The organism is Vibrio sp. 10N.286.55.E10 (assembly GCF_002872555.1).
In the GTDB taxonomy this organism is placed as follows: domain Bacteria; phylum Pseudomonadota; class Gammaproteobacteria; order Enterobacterales; family Vibrionaceae; genus Vibrio; species Vibrio crassostreae.
In genome coordinates, this window is sequence record NZ_MCSD01000059.1 from 28787 (window position 1) to 45996 (window position 17210).

Below are 17210 nucleotides of genomic sequence, written 5' to 3' on the forward strand. Positions count from 1 at the left end.
TGGCTTAAGGTTCTGAATTAACAGTCAGATTGTTTCTCTGGCATATTGGAGGCTTCGTGAAATTAAAATACGAACTTAAAAAAACTAATAGCGGCGCACGTCGTGGTCAACTTCAGTTTGAACGCGGTACCGTTGAAACCCCAGCATTCATGCCTGTAGGTACTTACGGTACTGTAAAAGGTATGACACCTGAAGAAGTTAAAGACACAGGTGCTGAGATCCTATTAGGTAACACATTCCACCTATGGCTACGTCCTGGTCAAGAAATCATGAAAATGCACGGTGACCTGCACGATTTCATGAACTGGCACGGTCCTATCCTGACTGATTCAGGCGGCTTCCAAGTATTCAGCCTAGGTGCAATGCGTAAAATCACTGAAGAGGGTGTTCACTTCCGTAACCCTGTAAACGGTGACAAGATCTTCATGGACGCTGAGAAGTCTATGGAAATCCAAAAAGACTTAGGTTCAGACATCGTAATGATCTTTGACGAGTGTACGCCTTACCCAGCGACACACAAAGAAGCAAAAGACTCAATGGAGATGTCTCTTCGTTGGGCTGAGCGTTCACGTAACCACTTCGACAAACTTGAAAACCCGAACTCACTATTCGGTATCGTTCAAGGTGGTGTGTACGAAGACCTTCGTGATGTATCTGTTAAAGGCCTAACTGAAATTGGTTTTGATGGTTACGCAGTTGGTGGTCTAGCAGTAGGCGAACCAAAAGAAGACATGCACCGTATTCTTGAACACACATGTCCTCAATTGCCGGAAGATAAGCCACGTTACCTAATGGGCGTAGGCAAACCAGAAGACCTAGTTGAAGGTGTTCGTCGTGGTATCGACATGTTTGACTGTGTAATGCCAACGCGAAATGCACGTAACGGCCACCTGTTTGTGACTGAAGGTGTGATCAAGATCCGTAATGCGAAGCATAAAACCGATACAACACCACTAGATTCAGAGTGTGACTGTTACACTTGTAAGAACTACAGCAAGTCGTACTTACACCATTTGGATCGTTGTAACGAAATCCTAGGTGCTCGACTGAACACGATTCATAACCTGCGTTTCTACCAACGAGTAATGTCAGACATTCGTCAGTCTATCGATGAAGACCGCTTTGAAGAGTTCGTTGCAGAGTTCTACGCAAGAATGGGGCGTGAAGTGCCACCACTAGGTAAAGAATCTTAGTATTTCTTTTTTGCGAGCCCTATCTCTCTTCCGAGTGATGGGGCTTGAAAATAAAGGGATGCAACCCAATTAGACAAACAATTACGAAAATATAAATAGAGGATGTTTTAAATGTTTATTTCTCAAGCTCACGCAGCAGCAGAAGGTGCACCAGCAGGCGGCGGTTTCGAAATGCTTATCATGCTAGGTATGTTCGCTGTGATCTTCTACTTCATGATCTACCGTCCACAAGCTAAGCGTGTTAAAGAGCACAAGAACCTTATGTCTTCTATGGGCAAAGGCGATGAAGTTCTTACAAGCGGCGGCCTAATCGGCAAGATCACTAAGATTGCTGAAGACAGCGACTACGTTGCTATCGAACTGAACGCAAACAACGAAGTAGTTATCAAGAAAGACTTCGTTACAGCAGTGCTACCAAAAGGTACTCTGAAATCTCTATAAACAGCTAGAGGATCCTCGCTGTGCTAAACCGTTACCCGTTATGGAAGTATTTGATGGTGGTGTTTGCCATCGCTATCGCTGCGTTGTACGCACTTCCAAATATATACGGTGAAGATCCGGCAGTTCAAGTTACAGGGGCGCGCGGCGCCTCTGTAGATATGTCTACGCTGGATGCTGTCACCAATGCTCTTGAAGCAGAAAACCTTTCTACTAAATCCGTTGCTCTCGAAAACGGTTCCATTCTTGTTCGCTTTAACGACACAGATACGCAAATTAGTGCCCGTGATATCATCACAGAAGCACTAGGCGATGACGTTATTGTTGCTTTAAACCTAGCGGCTTCAACTCCTGATTGGCTTGAATCTATTGGTGCTGCACCAATGAAACTTGGTCTTGATCTACGTGGTGGTGTTCACTTCTTAATGGAAGTGGATATGGACGCGGCGATGCAAAAGCTGGTTGGTCAACAAGAAGAAGCATTCCGTAGTGAACTTCGTGAAGAGAAAATCCGTTACCGTGCGATTCGCCCATCTGGTAAAGATGCGGTTGAAGTGATTCTGCGTAACGAAGAGCAGCTTGCTGAAGCGAAATCGCTACTGCAATCTAAGCACCAAGATATGACGTTCGTAGATTCTGAATCTAACGGTCGTTTCTCTTTGGTTGCAAGCTTTACAGAGGCTCGTCTTCAAGAAATCCGTAACTACGCGGTTGAGCAAAACATTACCATTCTACGTAACCGTGTTAACGAACTTGGTGTTGCTGAACCTTTGGTTCAACGTCAAGGTTCTAGCCGTATCGTAGTGGAATTGCCTGGTGTTCAAGACACGGCTCGCGCTAAAGAAATCCTTGGTGCTACCGCGACGCTTGAGTTCCGTGAAGTAGATAGCAGTGCTGATTTAGCCGCTGCCGCTTCTGGTCGTGCCCCTGCGGGTAGCGAAATCAAGCAAGATCGTGATGGTCGTCCTGTGGTACTTAAGAAGCGCGTTATTCTAGGCGGTTCAAGTATTACTGATGCAAGCTCAAGTGTTGATGAATATGGTCGTCCTCAAGTTAACATCTCGCTAGACAGCGAAGGTGGTAGTAAGATGTCTGCATTCTCTCGTCAGAATATCGGTAAGCTAATGGCGACGGTATTTGCAGAGTACAAAGACAGCGGTCGTAAAACACCGGAAGGTCGAGTTATCTTAAGTAAGCACGAAGAAGTGATTAACCAAGCGACGATTCAGTCTGCACTTGGTCGTAACTTCCGTATTACTGGTATCGACTCAACGGCTGAAGCTCATAACTTGGCACTTCTACTGCGTGCTGGTGCTCTGATTGCGCCTATCTCGATTGTAGAAGAACGTACGATTGGTCCATCTATGGGGCAACAAAACATCGATATGGGTATCATGGCGATGGTTTGGGGTATGGCTGCTGTAATGCTGTTTACGCTGCTTTACTACCGCAGCTTTGGTCTGATTGCGAACGTTGCGCTAATGGCTAACTTGGTGTTGATTATCGGTGTGATGTCGATGATTCCGGGGGCTACTATGACCCTGCCAGGTATTGCCGGTATCGTATTAACGGTCGGTATGGCGGTTGATGCCAACGTTCTGATCTTTGAGCGTATACGTGAAGAGCTTCGAGATGGACGTAGTCCACAACAAGCGATTCACCAAGGTTACGCGAACGCATTCAGCACAATCGCCGATGCCAACATCACCACGCTACTAACAGCAATTATTCTATTTGCTGTGGGTACTGGTGCTATCAAAGGCTTCGCGGTAACGCTGTCTATCGGTATCTTGACTTCAATGTTTACAGCTATTGTGGGAACACGTTGTATCGTGAACCTGATGTATGGCGGCAAACGCGTTAAAAAACTGTCGATCTAAGGCTAGGAATTAATATGTTTCAGATTCTAAAAGCAGACAAAATGATCGACTTTATGCGTTGGTCAAAGGTTGCCTTTGTTTTTTCTATCTTGATGATTGGTACTGCTATCTTCACCCTAACAACGAAATCGTTGAACTGGGGTCTAGATTTTACTGGCGGTACTCTGATTGAAGTTGGTTTTGAACAACCGGCACACCTTCCTGATATCCGTAGTGCACTAGAAGCCGAAGGCTTTGGTGATGCAACGGTACAGAACTTCGGTTCAGCTCGTGATGTGATGGTTCGTTTACGTCCACGTGATGGCGTAGCGGGCGAAACGCTTGGTAACCAAATCCTTTCTGCTATTGAGAATGGTACTGGTGAGCAAGTTGAAATGCGTCGTATCGAGTTCGTTGGTCCTAACGTAGGTGATGAGCTAACAGAAGCGGGTGGCCTTGCTATCCTAGTTTCTCTTATCTGTATCTTGATCTACGTATCAGTGCGATTTGAATGGCGTTTGGCTGCGGGTGCGGTATTAGCACTGGCGCACGATGTTATCATCACACTTGGTGTGTTCTCTCTAATGCAAATTGAGGTCGACCTTACCATCGTAGCAGCCTTGCTAACGGTAGTCGGTTACTCCCTCAACGATACCATCGTTGTATTCGACCGTATTCGTGAGAACTTCCGTAAGATGCGTAAAGGTGAAGCGCCTGAAGTACTGAACAGCTCAATCACACAAACATTGAGTCGTACATTGATCACTTCTGGTACCACGTTATTCGTAGTTATCGCACTGTTCGTTCAGGGCGGCGCTATGATTCACGGCTTCGCAACTGCCCTTCTATTGGGTATTACGGTTGGTACTTACTCTTCTATCTACGTTGCATCTGCACTAGCAATGAAGTTGGGTATTACACGTGAACACCTAATGCCACCACAAGTGGAAAAAGAAGGTGAAGAGTTTGACGAAATGCCTTAGGCCTTGGCTTAACAAGTTTCGCTAAACCAAAAAAACCGCTAGGCAACTAGCGGTTTTTTTATGGCTGCATTTTGCAGGAAAACTCAATACAAATTTTATGGTCGAAGTGAGTTGTACTTAATACCATAAGCGCTATTCTGCTCGCATCTCGCATCTCGCATCTCGCATCTCGCATCCCTGAACCACAGATACAAAAAAGCCTCGCTATCTAGCGAGGCTTTGGAATTTTTATGCGCCCTTAAAACAGGGAGCTTTAACGTAAGGTCTGAATTATTTCAGCATACCTTCGTTAGCGTTCTCACGAACGTGCTTAAGAATAGACTTAACACCACGTGCGCTTGAAGCAACAACATTACCAGAAGTCATGTAATCAGTACCGCCAGCGAAGTCGGTCATGATAGCACCAGCTTCACGAGCGATTAGGTCACCAGCTGCTAGATCCCATGGCTTAAGGCCTAGTTCTAGGTAACCATCAACACGGCCAGCTGCTAGGTAACATAGGTCAAGAGCAGGAGAGCCTGTACGACGGAAATCAGCACAGTCAATGAATAGACCAGAGATGATCTTCATGAAAGATTCTGAGTGTTGTTTTTGCTTGAATGGGAAACCAGTCGCTAGAACAGTACCTTGAAGGTCTTTTAGTTGAGTAACACGCATACGAGCGTTGTTAAGTTGAGCGCCAGCGCCACGTTGAGCTGTGAATAGCTCGTTTAGCATTGGGTCATAAACACAAGCAACTTCTGTACGACCGTTCATGCGAACAGCGATAGATACAGAGAAGTGAGGGAAACCTTTTACAAAGTTGTTGGTGCCATCTAGTGGGTCAACGATCCATTGTACGTCAGAGTCTTTACCTTCAGTCAGGCCTTTCTCTTCAGAAATAATGCTGTGCTCTGGGTAAGATGCTTTGATTGTCTCAATGATCATGTACTCAGCTTCTTGAGCAATGTTAGTAACGTAATCGTTGTTACCTTTTAGAGACGATTCGATCTTATCAGTTGTTTCTAGAGATTTAGCAATATGGTTGCCAGCTTTACGCGCAGCGCGTATCGCAATGTTTAGCATTGGATGCATATGGTTTTTCCCACAAGATGTTAAAGAACAATTTAAAGCGGCGGCGAGTATACCAAAGTTTTACCAAAAGGGAAGTGGTTATTTTTTGAACTCTTGGTTTCACATTGCGCGAAGGGTCTGACCATTTTACTTTGCTATGTGTTAATATCTCGCGATTATTTTTAAAGTGGTGTCATATAGCATGTTAGACAATGTAAAAGTCGTTCTGGTTGGTACGTCTCATTCGGGAAATATCGGATCAGCAGCTCGCGCAATGAAAGTGATGGGTTTGAGTCAATTAGTTCTTGTAGACCCTCAATGTGAAGTTGACGAGCAGACCTTAGCACTGGCTGCGGGTGCTGGTGACATCGCAGAAAACGCGACTATCGTTTCCACACTGGACGAAGCAGTAAAAGACTGTGGTTTAGTGGTTGGTTCGAGTGCACGTTCACGCACACTTGAATGGCCAATGCTTGAGCCTCGTGAGTGTGGACAAAAATTTGCAATTGAAGGTCAGAAGCACCCAGTAGCATTAGTATTCGGCCGTGAGCGTACGGGCTTGACTAACGATGAGCTTCAGAAGTGCCACTTCCATGTATGTATCCCAGCTAACCCTGAATACAGCTCGCTAAACCTAGCAATGGCGGTACAGACTCTGAGCTACGAAGTGCGTGTCGCCCACCTTGATATGGTCGCTAGCCAATATCAACCACAGCCACAAGATGAGTACCCTCGTCACGAAGAACTAGAAATGTTCTACGAGCACCTTGAAAAAGTGATCATTGATACCCAATTTATCTCTAAGGATAAGCCGGGGCAGGTGATGAATAAGCTGCGTCGTCTGTTTAGCCGAGCTCGTCCAGAGCTGCAAGAGATCAATACTCTACGTGGCATTTTGACTTCAATTGAGAAGAGCAAAAACGATAAATAAAGCCCATGTGAAAACTAAGGGTGAATACCTGACTAAAATAGTCAACTAAATACTTGACCAATTTAGTCGGGTATGGGAAGATTCCAACCACATAAACAATGTGGATACGGTGTGATATGAAACTTACATCTAAAGGAAGATATGCGGTAACAGCTATGCTCGATGTAGCACTGCATTCGCAAAAAAGCCCAGTTCCTCTGGCTGACATTTCAGAGCGACAAGGCATCTCGTTATCTTACTTAGAGCAACTTTTTTCTAAGTTACGTAAAGCTGGCTTAGTTGCTAGTGTTCGCGGCCCTGGTGGTGGTTACCGTTTAGGTGCTGAAGCGAGCGACATCGCTGTCGGAACTGTGATTGCAGCAGTAGACGAATCAGTTGATGCGACTAAGTGTCACGGTCGAGCAGATTGCCAGGGTGGTAGTCGTTGTTTAACTCACACTCTATGGCGTGATTTAAGCTCCCGAATCAGCAGCTTCTTAAACGACATTACGCTCGGTGAGCTAATGAAAGATAACGAAGTTTTAGAAATTTCTGATCGTCAAGATATCGATCTTGCGGTTAATAATGGTTTTACACATAAAAATACGAGCACTACAACGATTAGTGCAGCACCTCACGGTGTTAATGCCCGCTCTTAGCGGTCAGTTTTTACATTGGAGTAGAAAATGAAACTGCCTATTTACTTTGACTATTCAGCTACATGCCCAGTCGATCCACGAGTTGCTGAGAAAATGGTTCAGTGCATGACGATGGACGGTAACTTCGGTAACCCTGCATCTCGTTCACACCGTTACGGCTGGCAGGCAGAAGAAGCAGTAGATAATGCTCGTGAGCAAATTGCTGACCTATTAAATGCAGACCCACGTGAGATTGTTTTCACTTCAGGTGCTACAGAGTCAGACAACCTTGCTATTAAAGGTGCAGCGCACTTTTACGAGAAGAAAGGTAAGCACGTAATTACGTGCAAAACAGAACATAAAGCGGTTCTTGATCCATGTCGCCAACTAGAGCGTGAAGGTTTTGAGGTAACTTACCTTGAGCCAGAAGCAAACGGCATCATCGATCTAGACAAGCTACAAGCTGCAATGCGTGAAGACACTGTTCTAGTTTCTATCATGCACGTTAACAACGAGATTGGTGTAATCCAAGATATCTCTGCAATCGGCGAATTATGTCGTTCCCGTAAGATCATCTTCCACGTTGATGCGGCTCAGTCTGCGGGTAAAATCCCACTAGACGTACAAGAGATGAAAGTTGACTTAATCTCACTTTCAGCTCACAAAATGTATGGCCCTAAAGGTATCGGTGCACTTTACGTTCGTCGTAAGCCACGTATTCGTCTTGAAGCGCAAATGCACGGCGGCGGTCATGAGCGTGGTTTCCGTTCAGGTACGCTTGCTACTCACCAAATCGTGGGTATGGGCGAAGCTTGTGCTGTTGCTAAGCAAGACATGCAGAAAGATTACGATCACGCACTAGCACTTCGTGAGCGCCTATTGAAAGGTGTTCAAGATCTAGAAGCGGTAACGGTAAACGGTGACTTAGACCAACGTGTACCACACAACCTAAACGTTAGCTTCGCTTTCGTCGAAGGTGAGTCTCTGCTTATGTCTCTAAAAGACCTAGCAGTATCATCAGGTTCTGCATGTACATCAGCAAGCCTAGAGCCTTCATACGTTCTACGAGCTCTTGGCCTGAACGATGAACTGGCACACAGCTCAGTACGTTTCTCATTCGGCCGTTTCACAACGGAAGAAGAAATCGACTACGCGATTGCACAAATTCGTGTAGCGGTAAACAAATTACGCGACATGTCTCCTCTATGGGATATGTATAAAGAAGGGATTGATTTGAACACTGTTGAGTGGGCTCATCACTAATCTCACGGAAATAGAGGATTCGAGGTAACTATCATGGCATATAGCGAAAAAGTAATTGATCACTACGAAAACCCACGTAACGTAGGTTCGTTTGATAAAGAAGACCCAAGTGTTGGTAGCGGTATGGTTGGCGCACCAGCTTGTGGTGATGTAATGAAACTGCAAATCAAGGTAACGCCAGAAGGCATTATCGAAGATGCAAAATTCAAAACTTACGGTTGCGGCAGCGCAATCGCTTCTAGCTCACTAGTAACTGAGTGGGTTAAAGGCAAAAGTATTGATGAAGCGGCAGCTATCAAAAACTCTGAAATCGCAGAAGAGCTAGAGTTGCCACCAGTGAAAGTTCACTGTTCAATTCTTGCTGAAGATGCAATCAAAGCAGCTGTTGCGGATTACAAAAAGAAGCGTTAATCGTCTCATTAAGTAATCACAAAAAATAAGCAATATTTGGGAGCATCCTTTGTGCTCCCCCTGAGTTCTCAATTTATATAAAACACAAGGTTGTAGTATGGCCATCACCATGACAGATACGGCAGCAAGCCGAGTTCAAGCTTTCCTAGATAACCGAGGTAAAGGTATCGGGTTACGCTTAGCGGTAAAAACGACTGGCTGTTCGGGTATGGCGTATGTACTAGAATTCGTTGACGAGCTTAACGAAGAAGACGAAGTGTTCGAGCATTCAGGTGTTAAGGTCATCATTGATCCAAAGAGCCTAGTTTACCTAGACGGAACTGAGCTTGATTACGTAAAAGAAGGCCTAAACGAAGGTTTTGAATTCAACAACCCTAACGCGAAAGGCGAATGTGGTTGTGGTGAGAGCTTCAACGTATAAACGCTTCAATCGTTAAGCGTTTATAGTGAGCGAAGAATAAAATTAGGCTCTGATTGAAGAGCCTAAACTTAGGACCACCGTTACATGAATCATTTCGAATTATTTGGGCTACCACTTCAGTTTCAACTGGATGGTAGCCTTCTTTCTTCTCAGTTTAGAGATCTGCAACGCCAATTCCACCCTGATAAATTTGCCACTGCTTCTGAGCGTGATCGCCTGCTAGCCGTGCAAAAAGCTGCGCAAATCAATGATGCGTATCAGGTATTGAAGAATCCAATCAGCCGAGCTGAATACCTGTTAGTGCAACATGGTGAGGATATTCGTGGTGAACAGCAGACCCTGCAAGATCCTATGTTCCTAATGGAGCAAATGGAATTGCGTGAAGAGCTTGAAGATATCGCCGACAGTTCTGAACCTGAAGATGCTTTGTTTGCATTTGAAGGAAAGGTTAGCAAAATGTATAAACAACAATTAAGCGCTATCCAACAAGAACTCGACAGTGAGGCTTGGCTAGAAGCTGCAGACCGAGTAAGAAAGCTTAAGTTTATTGCAAAATTAAAGAATGAAATCGAGTTAGTTGAAGATCGTCTGATCGGCTAGTTCGTATAACAAGGACACATCCATGGCACTACTTCAGATTGCAGAACCAGGGCAAAGCGCCGCTCCTCACCAGCACAAGCTTGCTGTGGGTATTGATTTAGGTACAACAAACTCATTGGTTGCGGCAGTGCGCAGTGGTGAGGCGAGCACACTGATTGATCAACAGGGTCGCAGTATTCTTCCTTCCGTTGTTCACTATACGTCAGAGTCATACACGACTGGTGATGAAGCTCGTGCAAATGCACAGACTGATCCTAAAAATACCATTATCTCAGTTAAGCGACTAATCGGTCGCTCACTGTCAGATATTCAACAGCGATACCCATCTCTGCCATATCAATTTGAAGAAAGTGATAATGGTTTGCCTGTGATTCGCACAGAGCAAGGCAACAAGAACCCGATTCAAGTATCTGCAGATATTCTGAAAGCGCTCGGTCAACGTGCTGAGTCTACATTAGGTGGTGAGCTATCTGGTGCGGTGATTACTGTTCCTGCGTATTTCGATGATGCACAACGTGCTGGTACTAAAGACGCGGCGCAACTTGCTGGTCTTCACGTGTTACGTCTTCTTAATGAGCCGACTGCCGCTGCGATTGCTTACGGTTTGGATTCAGGTAAAGAAGGGGTAATTGCTGTTTATGACTTAGGTGGTGGTACGTTTGATATCTCTATCCTACGCCTATCTAAAGGTGTCTTCGAAGTTCTAGCTACGGGCGGTGACTCTGCATTAGGCGGCGACGACTTTGACCATTTAGTTGCGGATCATTTCCAAGAGCAAATGGGCTTATCGGAGCTAACTGCAGAGCAGAACCGTATTCTTCTAGACGCCGCAACAGAAGCTAAGATTGGCTTATCTGAAGCTGAAAGCGTTGAGGTTGACGTACTAGGTTGGTCTGGTTCATTAACTCGTGAAGAGTTTGAAGAGATCATCAAACCGCTCGTTAAGAAAACACTGCTTTCATGCCGTCGTGCACTAAAAGATGCGGAAGTTGATGCAGATGAAGTTCTAGAAGTCGTGATGGTCGGCGGTTCAACTCGCACATTACTTGTACGTGAAATGGTCGGTGACTTCTTTGGTCGTACGCCACTAACCAGCATTAACCCTGATGAAGTGGTTGCAATTGGCGCATCGATTCAAGCGGATATCTTAGTCGGTAATAAGCCTGACTCTGATATGCTGCTACTGGACGTTATCCCTCTGTCTCTTGGCATCGAAACCATGGGCGGTTTGGTCGAAAAGATCATCCCTCGAAACACCACGATCCCAGTGGCTCGCGCACAAGAATTTACCACGTTCAAAGACGGTCAAACTGCTATGACAGTGCACACCGTACAAGGTGAACGCGAAATGGTTGATGACTGTCGTTCACTGGCTCGATTTGCTTTGAAAGGCATCCCGCCGATGACTGCAGGTGCTGCTCATATTCGTGTGACTTACCAAGTGGATGCTGATGGCCTGCTATCGGTTACCGCAATGGAGAAGAGCACAGGCGTTCAAGCTGAAATCCAAGTTAAGCCCTCTTACGGTCTAAGCGATAACGAAGTGGCTAGCATGCTGAAAGATTCGATGACTTTTGCAAAAGAAGACATGCAAGCGCGTGCTCTTGCTGAGCAACGCGTAGAAGCGGATCGCGTTATTGAAGGCCTAATTGCTGCAATGCAAGCCGATGGCGATGAGTTACTTGATGAGCAAGGCAAACAACAACTTGTTCAAGCGATTGAAGCACTGATTGAAGTGCGCAATGGCGATAATGCCGATGCGATTGAACTAGAAATTAAGAATACCGACAAAGCGAGCCAAGACTTTGCTTCTCGTCGTATGGATAAATCAATTCGTGCTGCACTGTCAGGTCAGTCAGTCGATAATATTTAATAGTTAGAGAATAGATAAACATGCCAAAGATTATTGTTTTACCTCACGAAGATCTATGTCCAGAAGGCGCTGTTTTAGAAGCAAAAACTGGTGAGACGGTTCTTGATGTTGCATTGAAGGCCGGTATTGGTATTGAACACGCATGTGAAAAATCGTGTGCATGTACGACATGTCACGTTGTGATTCGTGAAGGTTTTGATTCTTTAGAAGAGAGTGATGACCTAGAAGACGACATGCTAGATAAAGCATGGGGCTTAGAGATGGAATCTCGACTGGGTTGCCAAGCAAAAGTGGCGAATGAAGATCTTGTAGTAGAGATTCCAAAGTACACATTGAACCTGGCTTCTGAAGACCACTAAGAACCTGTTCTCAGTCATGGCTAATACAGTGATGACTGAGAGAGCTATTGCTTAGACAAACATACTAAGAAAACTGGCCTAGAATATAGATCATAAAGGTGACATAGCGTCGCTGATAAATATAAGGAAGTGTTATGAGCTTGAAGTGGATTGATTCGCGAGATATCGCAATTGAGCTATGTGATTTGTACCCTGATACTGATCCTAAAACGGTACGTTTTACCGATCTGCATCAATGGGTGCTAGACCTTGAAGAGTTCGACGACGAGCCTAACCACTCGAATGAGAAAATCTTAGAGGCTATTATTTTGTGCTGGATGGATGAGATGGATTAATCCTCTTATCTGATGATTTGGTCGCGGGTTGGTATCAGTCCAATATAAAACGCAGCCAAGTTAACAATTCTTACTAAAAAAAGCGGACCTTATGGTCCGTTTTTTTATCAAAATGACATTTTCCTCCTACATAATGCTAACATCAGTGCGCTAATAAAAAATAATCAGAATCACACACTCAAAGTGGTTCATGACAAGGAGAAATCATGTCTACACAGATGTCAGTATTTTTAAGTCAAGAAGCTGCCCAGCCTCAGTGGGGAGCAAGAGCTATTTTATCGTTTTCAGAAGCGGGAGCGACAATTCACATTGGTGAAGGCCACGATCTAGGCGCAGTTCAGCGTGCTGGTCGTACGCTTGACGGACAAGGTATCGCATTCGTTTCACTTCGTGGTGAAGGTTGGGATCTAGAAAGCGTTTGGGCTTTCTACCAAGGCTACCGTGGACCAAAGAAAAAGAATGCATTGGAATGGGATGCACTTTCAGAAGCCGATCAAGCTGAGCTAGAAGCTCGCATCCGTGCTACTGATTGGACGCGTGACATTATCAATAAAACGGCTGAAGAAGTGGCTCCTCGTCAATTAGCGACGATGGCAGCTGAATACATCAAATCAGTGGCGCCAGCAGGCACAGTAAAAGCAAAAATCGTTAAAGACAAAGATCTCCTAACTGAAGGTTGGGAAGGCATTTATGCGGTAGGTCGTGGCTCTGAGCGCACCTCTGCAATGCTGCAACTGGACTTCAACCCAACCGGTGATGAAAACGCACCAGTGTTTGCTTGTCTAGTGGGTAAAGGTATTACCTTTGACTCAGGCGGTTACAGCATCAAGCCAGGGCAATTCATGACAGCGATGAAGGCTGACATGGGCGGCGCAGCTACCATCACTGGTGGTTTGGGTCTTGCGATTGAACGTGGTCTGAACAAGCGTATCAAGCTTATCCTATGTTGTGCTGAGAACATGATCTCTGGCCGTGCATTGAAGCTTGGCGACATCATTACTTACAAAAATGGTAAGACAGTTGAGATCATGAACACCGATGCGGAAGGCCGCTTGGTGCTTGCTGATGGCCTGATGTACGCAAGTGCACAAACCCCTGAGCTTATCATCGACTGTGCAACGCTAACTGGTGCAGCTAAAAATGCACTGGGTAACGACTACCACGCACTATTAAGCTTCGACGATGAGCTTTCTCATCAAGCGCTAACGGCGGCAAACCAAGAGAAAGAAGGCCTATGGCCATTGCCTCTTGCTGATTTCCACCGTGGCATGTTGCCTTCAAACTTTGCTGATCTTTCAAACATCAGCACGGGCGATTACACGCCGGGTGCAAGTACAGCCGCTGCGTTCCTTTCTTACTTTGTAGACGACTACAAAAAAGGTTGGATTCACATGGATTGCGCGGGTACCTACCGTAAATCAGCAAGTGATAAGTGGGCGGCAGGCGCAACGGGTATGGGTGTTCGTACACTGGCTCGTCTTCTTGTTGACCAAGCAAAATAATAATAAGAGTGAGCGGTATTTTGTGCCGCTCATTCATAAAGCTAAGATTGAAAGATCTCAGTAATTTCAGTATTTAATAACAAAAAAATGAAGTGAAGGAATCCCTATGGCTCTAGAAAGAACGTTCTCAATTGTTAAGCCGGATGCAGTTAAGCGTAACCTTGTTGGTGAAATTTACCACCGAATCGAAAAAGCAGGTCTTGAAATTATCGCTGCTAAGATGGTTCGTCTGACTGAAGAGCAAGCGAGCGGCTTCTACGCGGAACATGAAGGCAAAGAATTTTTTGGTCCACTAAAAGAGTTCATGACTTCTGGTCCTATCATGGTTCAAGTACTTGAAGGCGAAAACGCAATCGCTCGTTACCGTGAACTAATGGGTAAAACTAACCCAGAAGAAGCAGCATGCGGCACTATCCGCGCTGACTACGCAATCAGCATGCGTTACAACTCAGTACACGGCAGCGACAGCCCTGAGTCTGCAGCTCGTGAAATCGAGTTCTTCTTCCCAGAATCTGAAATTTGCCCACGCCCAGCTCAATAAGCGACACAGCAAATGATTCTAAAGGCTTCACTTCGGTGAGGCCTTTTTTGTAAGTGAGTTTTACGTTCTCGATAATCAATTTAGTCGTCATTCCTGAAAGCGACGAAGGAGCGTAGTCGGGAATCTTTTGTTTAAATTGGGTAATCTCAGGCTGATAAATACAGTTGTTCAAATTTTAATCGCTTAAGTTTGAATGTCTTAATAAACACAGGGTTTTACAGTGCTTGTTGAAGTTGCGTAAAGCCTGTACAATTCGCGCCCTTAATTATTGTTCCGTCATTGAGAGGCATCATGACCACAGCTAAAGTCAATCTACTCGATTTTGATCGTAAAGGTCTTCGTAAATTTTTCACAGAAGAACTGAATGAGAAAGCGTTTCGAGCAGAGCAAGTGATGAAGTGGATTTATCACTTCGGTGTCGATGACTTCGAACAAATGAACAACATCAACAAAAAGTTACGTGAGAAACTGCAACGTCGCTGTGAGATTGTTGCACCTGTTGTTTCTGAAGCTCAACACTCTTCAGATGGTACAATCAAATGGGCGATGAGCGTTGGCGACCAAGACGTTGAAACGGTATACATCCCAGATGGTGACCGTGCGACGCTGTGTGTATCTTCACAGGTTGGTTGTGCACTTGAATGTAAGTTCTGTTCTACAGCTCAACAAGGCTTTAACCGTAACCTAAAAGTTTCAGAGATTGTTGGCCAAATCTGGCGTGCATCTCGCGAAATCGGCCTAGAAAAAGAAACCGGTCGTCGTCCAATTACTAACGTTGTAATGATGGGTATGGGCGAGCCTCTATTGAACATGAAGAACCTAATGCCATCATTAGAAATCATGCTTGATGATCTAGGTTTCGCACTGTCTAAGCGTCGTGTAACCGTATCAACTTCTGGTGTTGTATCTGGCCTTGACCAAATGACAGACAACATCGATGTAGCATTGGCTATCTCTCTGCATGCGCCAAACGATGCACTACGCAGCCAAATCATGCCGATCAACGATCGTTGGGATATCCAAGACTTCCTAGCATCTGTTCGTCGTTACATTGCCTCTTCAAATGCTAACCGCGGTAAAGTAACGGTTGAGTACGTGTTATTGGATCATGTGAATGATGATATGGACCACGCACGTGAACTTGCAGAGCTAATGAAAGAGACGCCTTGTAAGATTAACTTGATTCCATTCAACCCTTACCCGGGTTCGCCTTATAAGAAGCCAAGCAACTCTCGAATTGATCGCTTCCAAAAAACGCTGATGGAATACAACTACACAGTAACGGTTCGTAAAACGCGTGGTGATGATATTGATGCCGCGTGTGGCCAATTAGTCGGTGATGTTATTGACAGAACCAAGCGTACTAAAATGCTTAAAGCAGCCTCTGAAGCGAACTTGATTGCCGGTGGTGTGATTGAAGTAAAAGCGGTATAAAACGCGATTAGAACCTAAACAAGCCAGAAGTCTTACTTCTGGCTTGTTGCTTTTCTGGGGGACAGTTTTTGATTTTTTGGACTTCTTGCCCACGCTTTCTTACATTTTTCGTCAAATTTTGGACAAAACCATGAGCTGACGGTAAATTTTGTTTAAAGTGTTTTTGCCTTGTAATGGCATTAGCTTATGATTAACTAATCTTAAATTAATTTAAGTGCTCGCTTGCTACTGATCGCCAATATGTCTATTTAGGTTGGCTACTTGATAAACTAGCTTCCTGAGAAGGTCATCCATAACAAATGAATGATGTTCGCCTTTAAGGGTTGATGATTTAGATAGCAGGAAAAATTCCACATAACGTGGGTTGTTAGATTGAGCTTAAACGACAATAAAAAAACGCTCTCCTCAACTTGCGATAATACTTTAGAAGTTCACTCTCTATGAACACAGAACAAGATACACAAACGCAAGAACCGATCGCTCCAGCTTTGGAAGCGGGAACGCTGCTTAAGAACAAACGAGAAGCTCTTGGTTTAACGCAAAAGCAGATTTCTGATCGCTTAAAACTTCGCGTTACGCTGATTCAGCAAATTGAAGAAAACCAATTCGAGTCAGATCAAGTGGCGACGTTTATGCGTGGCTACATTCGTTCATACGCGAAATACGTCAATCTTGACGAAAAAGTCGTATTGAGTGCGCTGCATCATGCTGGTGATGCTCAGCATCAAGAGCAAGAAATGCTGAGCTTTTCTCGTAAGACCAAAACCGAGAAGCACAACAGCCGTATTATGATCCTTACTTGGAGCATTTTTGCGGTAATTGCGGGTATCTCTTCACTGTGGTGGTGGCAGAACCAACAGCAAGACACCCTATCTCAATCTTTAGCGAATACTGCAAGTTCAGAAGAGCTAGCGGTAGAAGAATCACTTGCCCCTGAATTCACCTCTTTAGAAGTGATTGAAGCTGAACAAAACGAAGCAGGTGCTGCTGCTGAAAGTACAGATGACCTTGTTGCTATAAGCGATACGGAAGATACTTCAGATGCAGTTGCTCTAGCTGACGAAACTGCGGCACAACAAGCAACAGAGACAGAACCCGCTACTGAAGTTGCTGCTAAGGCAGAAGCTGTAGAAGCAAGTGCTACTCCTGAAGTTGTGGCTAACGAGCTAGTGATGCAGTTCTCTGCTGATTGTTGGATCCAAGTAAAAGATGCAACCGGTAAAACCCTGTCGACTGGCATCAAAAAAGCAGGTCAGTCATTAAATCTATCAGGAACTGCGCCATATAAAGTGATTCTAGGTGCGCCAGAGGGCGTATCAATGACATTTGCAAGTGAACCTGTCGACCTTTCTGGGTATACTTCAGGCAAAGTAGCTAGAATAACCTTACCTTAGAGT

The 17210-nt window shown here is 44.9% G+C and carries 18 protein-coding genes; 17 read left to right on the forward strand and 1 reads right to left on the reverse strand.

Annotated elements, in window-relative coordinates; translation table 11 throughout:
• Window positions 1–56: 56 nt before the first annotated feature.
• The 4 genes from tgt to secF all read left to right on the forward strand — a co-directional run bounded on the left by tgt (window position 57) and on the right by secF (window position 4473).
• A complete protein-coding gene (gene tgt / locus BCV39_RS20435) occupies window positions 57–1193 on the forward strand; it encodes a tRNA guanosine(34) transglycosylase Tgt (protein WP_017056177.1) in 1137 nt (378 codons plus the stop codon).
• Between the two features lie 111 nt (window positions 1194–1304).
• A complete protein-coding gene (yajC, locus tag BCV39_RS20440) occupies window positions 1305–1634 on the forward strand; it encodes a preprotein translocase subunit YajC (RefSeq protein WP_010440492.1) in 330 nt (109 codons plus the stop codon).
• Window positions 1635–1654: 20 nt separating this feature from the next.
• Window positions 1655–3511, forward strand: coding sequence for a protein translocase subunit SecD (gene secD, locus BCV39_RS20445; protein WP_080967378.1), 1857 nt, complete (start codon window positions 1655–1657; stop codon window positions 3509–3511).
• A 14-nt stretch (window positions 3512–3525) separates the two neighbouring features.
• Complete coding sequence (secF, locus tag BCV39_RS20450; protein ID WP_048658840.1) at window positions 3526–4473, forward strand: protein translocase subunit SecF; 948 nt, start codon at window positions 3526–3528, stop codon at window positions 4471–4473.
• 270 nt (window positions 4474–4743) lie between these two features.
• Here the strand turns inward: secF and suhB are convergent, their stop codons facing one another.
• Window positions 4744–5547, reverse strand: a complete 804-nt coding sequence (suhB, locus tag BCV39_RS20455) for an inositol-1-monophosphatase (protein ID WP_017062836.1) — start codon at window positions 5545–5547, stop codon at window positions 4744–4746.
• Between the two features lie 181 nt (window positions 5548–5728).
• Between suhB and trmJ the strand changes: the two genes are divergently transcribed.
• The 13 genes from trmJ (at window position 5729) to rodZ (ending at window position 17207) form a co-directional block, all read left to right on the forward strand.
• Window positions 5729–6457, forward strand: a complete 729-nt coding sequence (trmJ, locus tag BCV39_RS20460) for a tRNA (cytosine(32)/uridine(32)-2'-O)-methyltransferase TrmJ (RefSeq protein WP_048658839.1) — start codon at window positions 5729–5731, stop codon at window positions 6455–6457.
• Window positions 6458–6573: 116 nt separating this feature from the next.
• Complete coding sequence (iscR, locus tag BCV39_RS20465; RefSeq protein ID WP_102431871.1) at window positions 6574–7095, forward strand: Fe-S cluster assembly transcriptional regulator IscR; 522 nt, start codon at window positions 6574–6576, stop codon at window positions 7093–7095.
• Between the two features lie 27 nt (window positions 7096–7122).
• Entirely contained in the window at window positions 7123–8337 is a 1215-nt protein-coding gene (locus BCV39_RS20470) for an IscS subfamily cysteine desulfurase (RefSeq protein WP_017629866.1), read from the forward strand.
• Between the two features lie 33 nt (window positions 8338–8370).
• A complete protein-coding gene (iscU, locus tag BCV39_RS20475) occupies window positions 8371–8748 on the forward strand; it encodes a Fe-S cluster assembly scaffold IscU (protein WP_004740340.1) in 378 nt (125 codons plus the stop codon).
• A gap of 97 nt (window positions 8749–8845) precedes the next feature.
• The gene (iscA, locus tag BCV39_RS20480; protein ID WP_010440519.1) at window positions 8846–9169 is read left to right on the forward strand and encodes an iron-sulfur cluster assembly protein IscA; all 324 of its coding nucleotides are present in this window, start codon (window positions 8846–8848) and stop codon (window positions 9167–9169) included.
• A gap of 84 nt (window positions 9170–9253) precedes the next feature.
• The gene (gene hscB / locus BCV39_RS20485; RefSeq protein ID WP_019822106.1) at window positions 9254–9769 is read left to right on the forward strand and encodes a co-chaperone HscB; all 516 of its coding nucleotides are present in this window, start codon (window positions 9254–9256) and stop codon (window positions 9767–9769) included.
• 22 nt (window positions 9770–9791) lie between these two features.
• Complete coding sequence (hscA, locus tag BCV39_RS20490) at window positions 9792–11642, forward strand: Fe-S protein assembly chaperone HscA (protein ID WP_102431872.1); 1851 nt, start codon at window positions 9792–9794, stop codon at window positions 11640–11642.
• Window positions 11643–11662: 20 nt separating this feature from the next.
• Window positions 11663–12001: an ISC system 2Fe-2S type ferredoxin gene (gene fdx / locus BCV39_RS20495; protein ID WP_017629863.1), complete on the forward strand. Its 339-nt coding sequence runs from the start codon at window positions 11663–11665 to the stop codon at window positions 11999–12001.
• 134 nt (window positions 12002–12135) lie between these two features.
• Window positions 12136–12336, forward strand: a complete 201-nt coding sequence (iscX, locus tag BCV39_RS20500; protein ID WP_004740335.1) for a Fe-S cluster assembly protein IscX — start codon at window positions 12136–12138, stop codon at window positions 12334–12336.
• 206 nt (window positions 12337–12542) lie between these two features.
• Window positions 12543–13838 (forward strand): aminopeptidase PepB, encoded by a 1296-nt coding sequence (pepB, locus tag BCV39_RS20505; protein ID WP_102431873.1) that lies wholly within the window; start codon window positions 12543–12545, stop codon window positions 13836–13838.
• Between the two features lie 106 nt (window positions 13839–13944).
• Complete coding sequence (ndk, locus tag BCV39_RS20510; RefSeq protein WP_008222758.1) at window positions 13945–14379, forward strand: nucleoside-diphosphate kinase; 435 nt, start codon at window positions 13945–13947, stop codon at window positions 14377–14379.
• A 291-nt stretch (window positions 14380–14670) separates the two neighbouring features.
• Window positions 14671–15813, forward strand: a complete 1143-nt coding sequence (locus tag BCV39_RS20515) for a bifunctional tRNA (adenosine(37)-C2)-methyltransferase TrmG/ribosomal RNA large subunit methyltransferase RlmN (protein ID WP_017062516.1) — start codon at window positions 14671–14673, stop codon at window positions 15811–15813.
• A gap of 440 nt (window positions 15814–16253) precedes the next feature.
• Complete coding sequence (gene rodZ, locus BCV39_RS20520) at window positions 16254–17207, forward strand: cytoskeleton protein RodZ (protein ID WP_102431874.1); 954 nt, start codon at window positions 16254–16256, stop codon at window positions 17205–17207.
• Window positions 17208–17210: the final 3 nt, after the last annotated feature.

Bases quoted from the DNA above. Each gene is read 5' to 3' on its own strand.
- yajC (WP_010440492.1), top strand. From the start codon at position 1,305: ATGTTTATTTCTCAAGCTCACGCAGCAGCAGAAGGTGCACCAGCAGGC.
- secF (WP_048658840.1), top strand. From the start codon at position 3,526: ATGTTTCAGATTCTAAAAGCAGACAAAATGATCGACTTTATGCGTTGG.
- suhB (WP_017062836.1), bottom strand. From the start codon at position 5,547: ATGCATCCAATGCTAAACATTGCGATACGCGCTGCGCGTAAAGCTGGC.
- trmJ (WP_048658839.1), top strand. From the start codon at position 5,729: ATGTTAGACAATGTAAAAGTCGTTCTGGTTGGTACGTCTCATTCGGGA.
- iscR (WP_102431871.1), top strand. From the start codon at position 6,574: ATGAAACTTACATCTAAAGGAAGATATGCGGTAACAGCTATGCTCGAT.
- BCV39_RS20470 (WP_017629866.1), top strand. From the start codon at position 7,123: ATGAAACTGCCTATTTACTTTGACTATTCAGCTACATGCCCAGTCGAT.
- iscU (WP_004740340.1), top strand. From the start codon at position 8,371: ATGGCATATAGCGAAAAAGTAATTGATCACTACGAAAACCCACGTAAC.
- iscA (WP_010440519.1), top strand. From the start codon at position 8,846: ATGGCCATCACCATGACAGATACGGCAGCAAGCCGAGTTCAAGCTTTC.
- hscB (WP_019822106.1), top strand. From the start codon at position 9,254: ATGAATCATTTCGAATTATTTGGGCTACCACTTCAGTTTCAACTGGAT.
- hscA (WP_102431872.1), top strand. From the start codon at position 9,792: ATGGCACTACTTCAGATTGCAGAACCAGGGCAAAGCGCCGCTCCTCAC.
- fdx (WP_017629863.1), top strand. From the start codon at position 11,663: ATGCCAAAGATTATTGTTTTACCTCACGAAGATCTATGTCCAGAAGGC.
- iscX (WP_004740335.1), top strand. From the start codon at position 12,136: ATGAGCTTGAAGTGGATTGATTCGCGAGATATCGCAATTGAGCTATGT.
- pepB (WP_102431873.1), top strand. From the start codon at position 12,543: ATGTCTACACAGATGTCAGTATTTTTAAGTCAAGAAGCTGCCCAGCCT.
- ndk (WP_008222758.1), top strand. From the start codon at position 13,945: ATGGCTCTAGAAAGAACGTTCTCAATTGTTAAGCCGGATGCAGTTAAG.
- BCV39_RS20515 (WP_017062516.1), top strand. From the start codon at position 14,671: ATGACCACAGCTAAAGTCAATCTACTCGATTTTGATCGTAAAGGTCTT.
- rodZ (WP_102431874.1), top strand. From the start codon at position 16,254: ATGAACACAGAACAAGATACACAAACGCAAGAACCGATCGCTCCAGCT.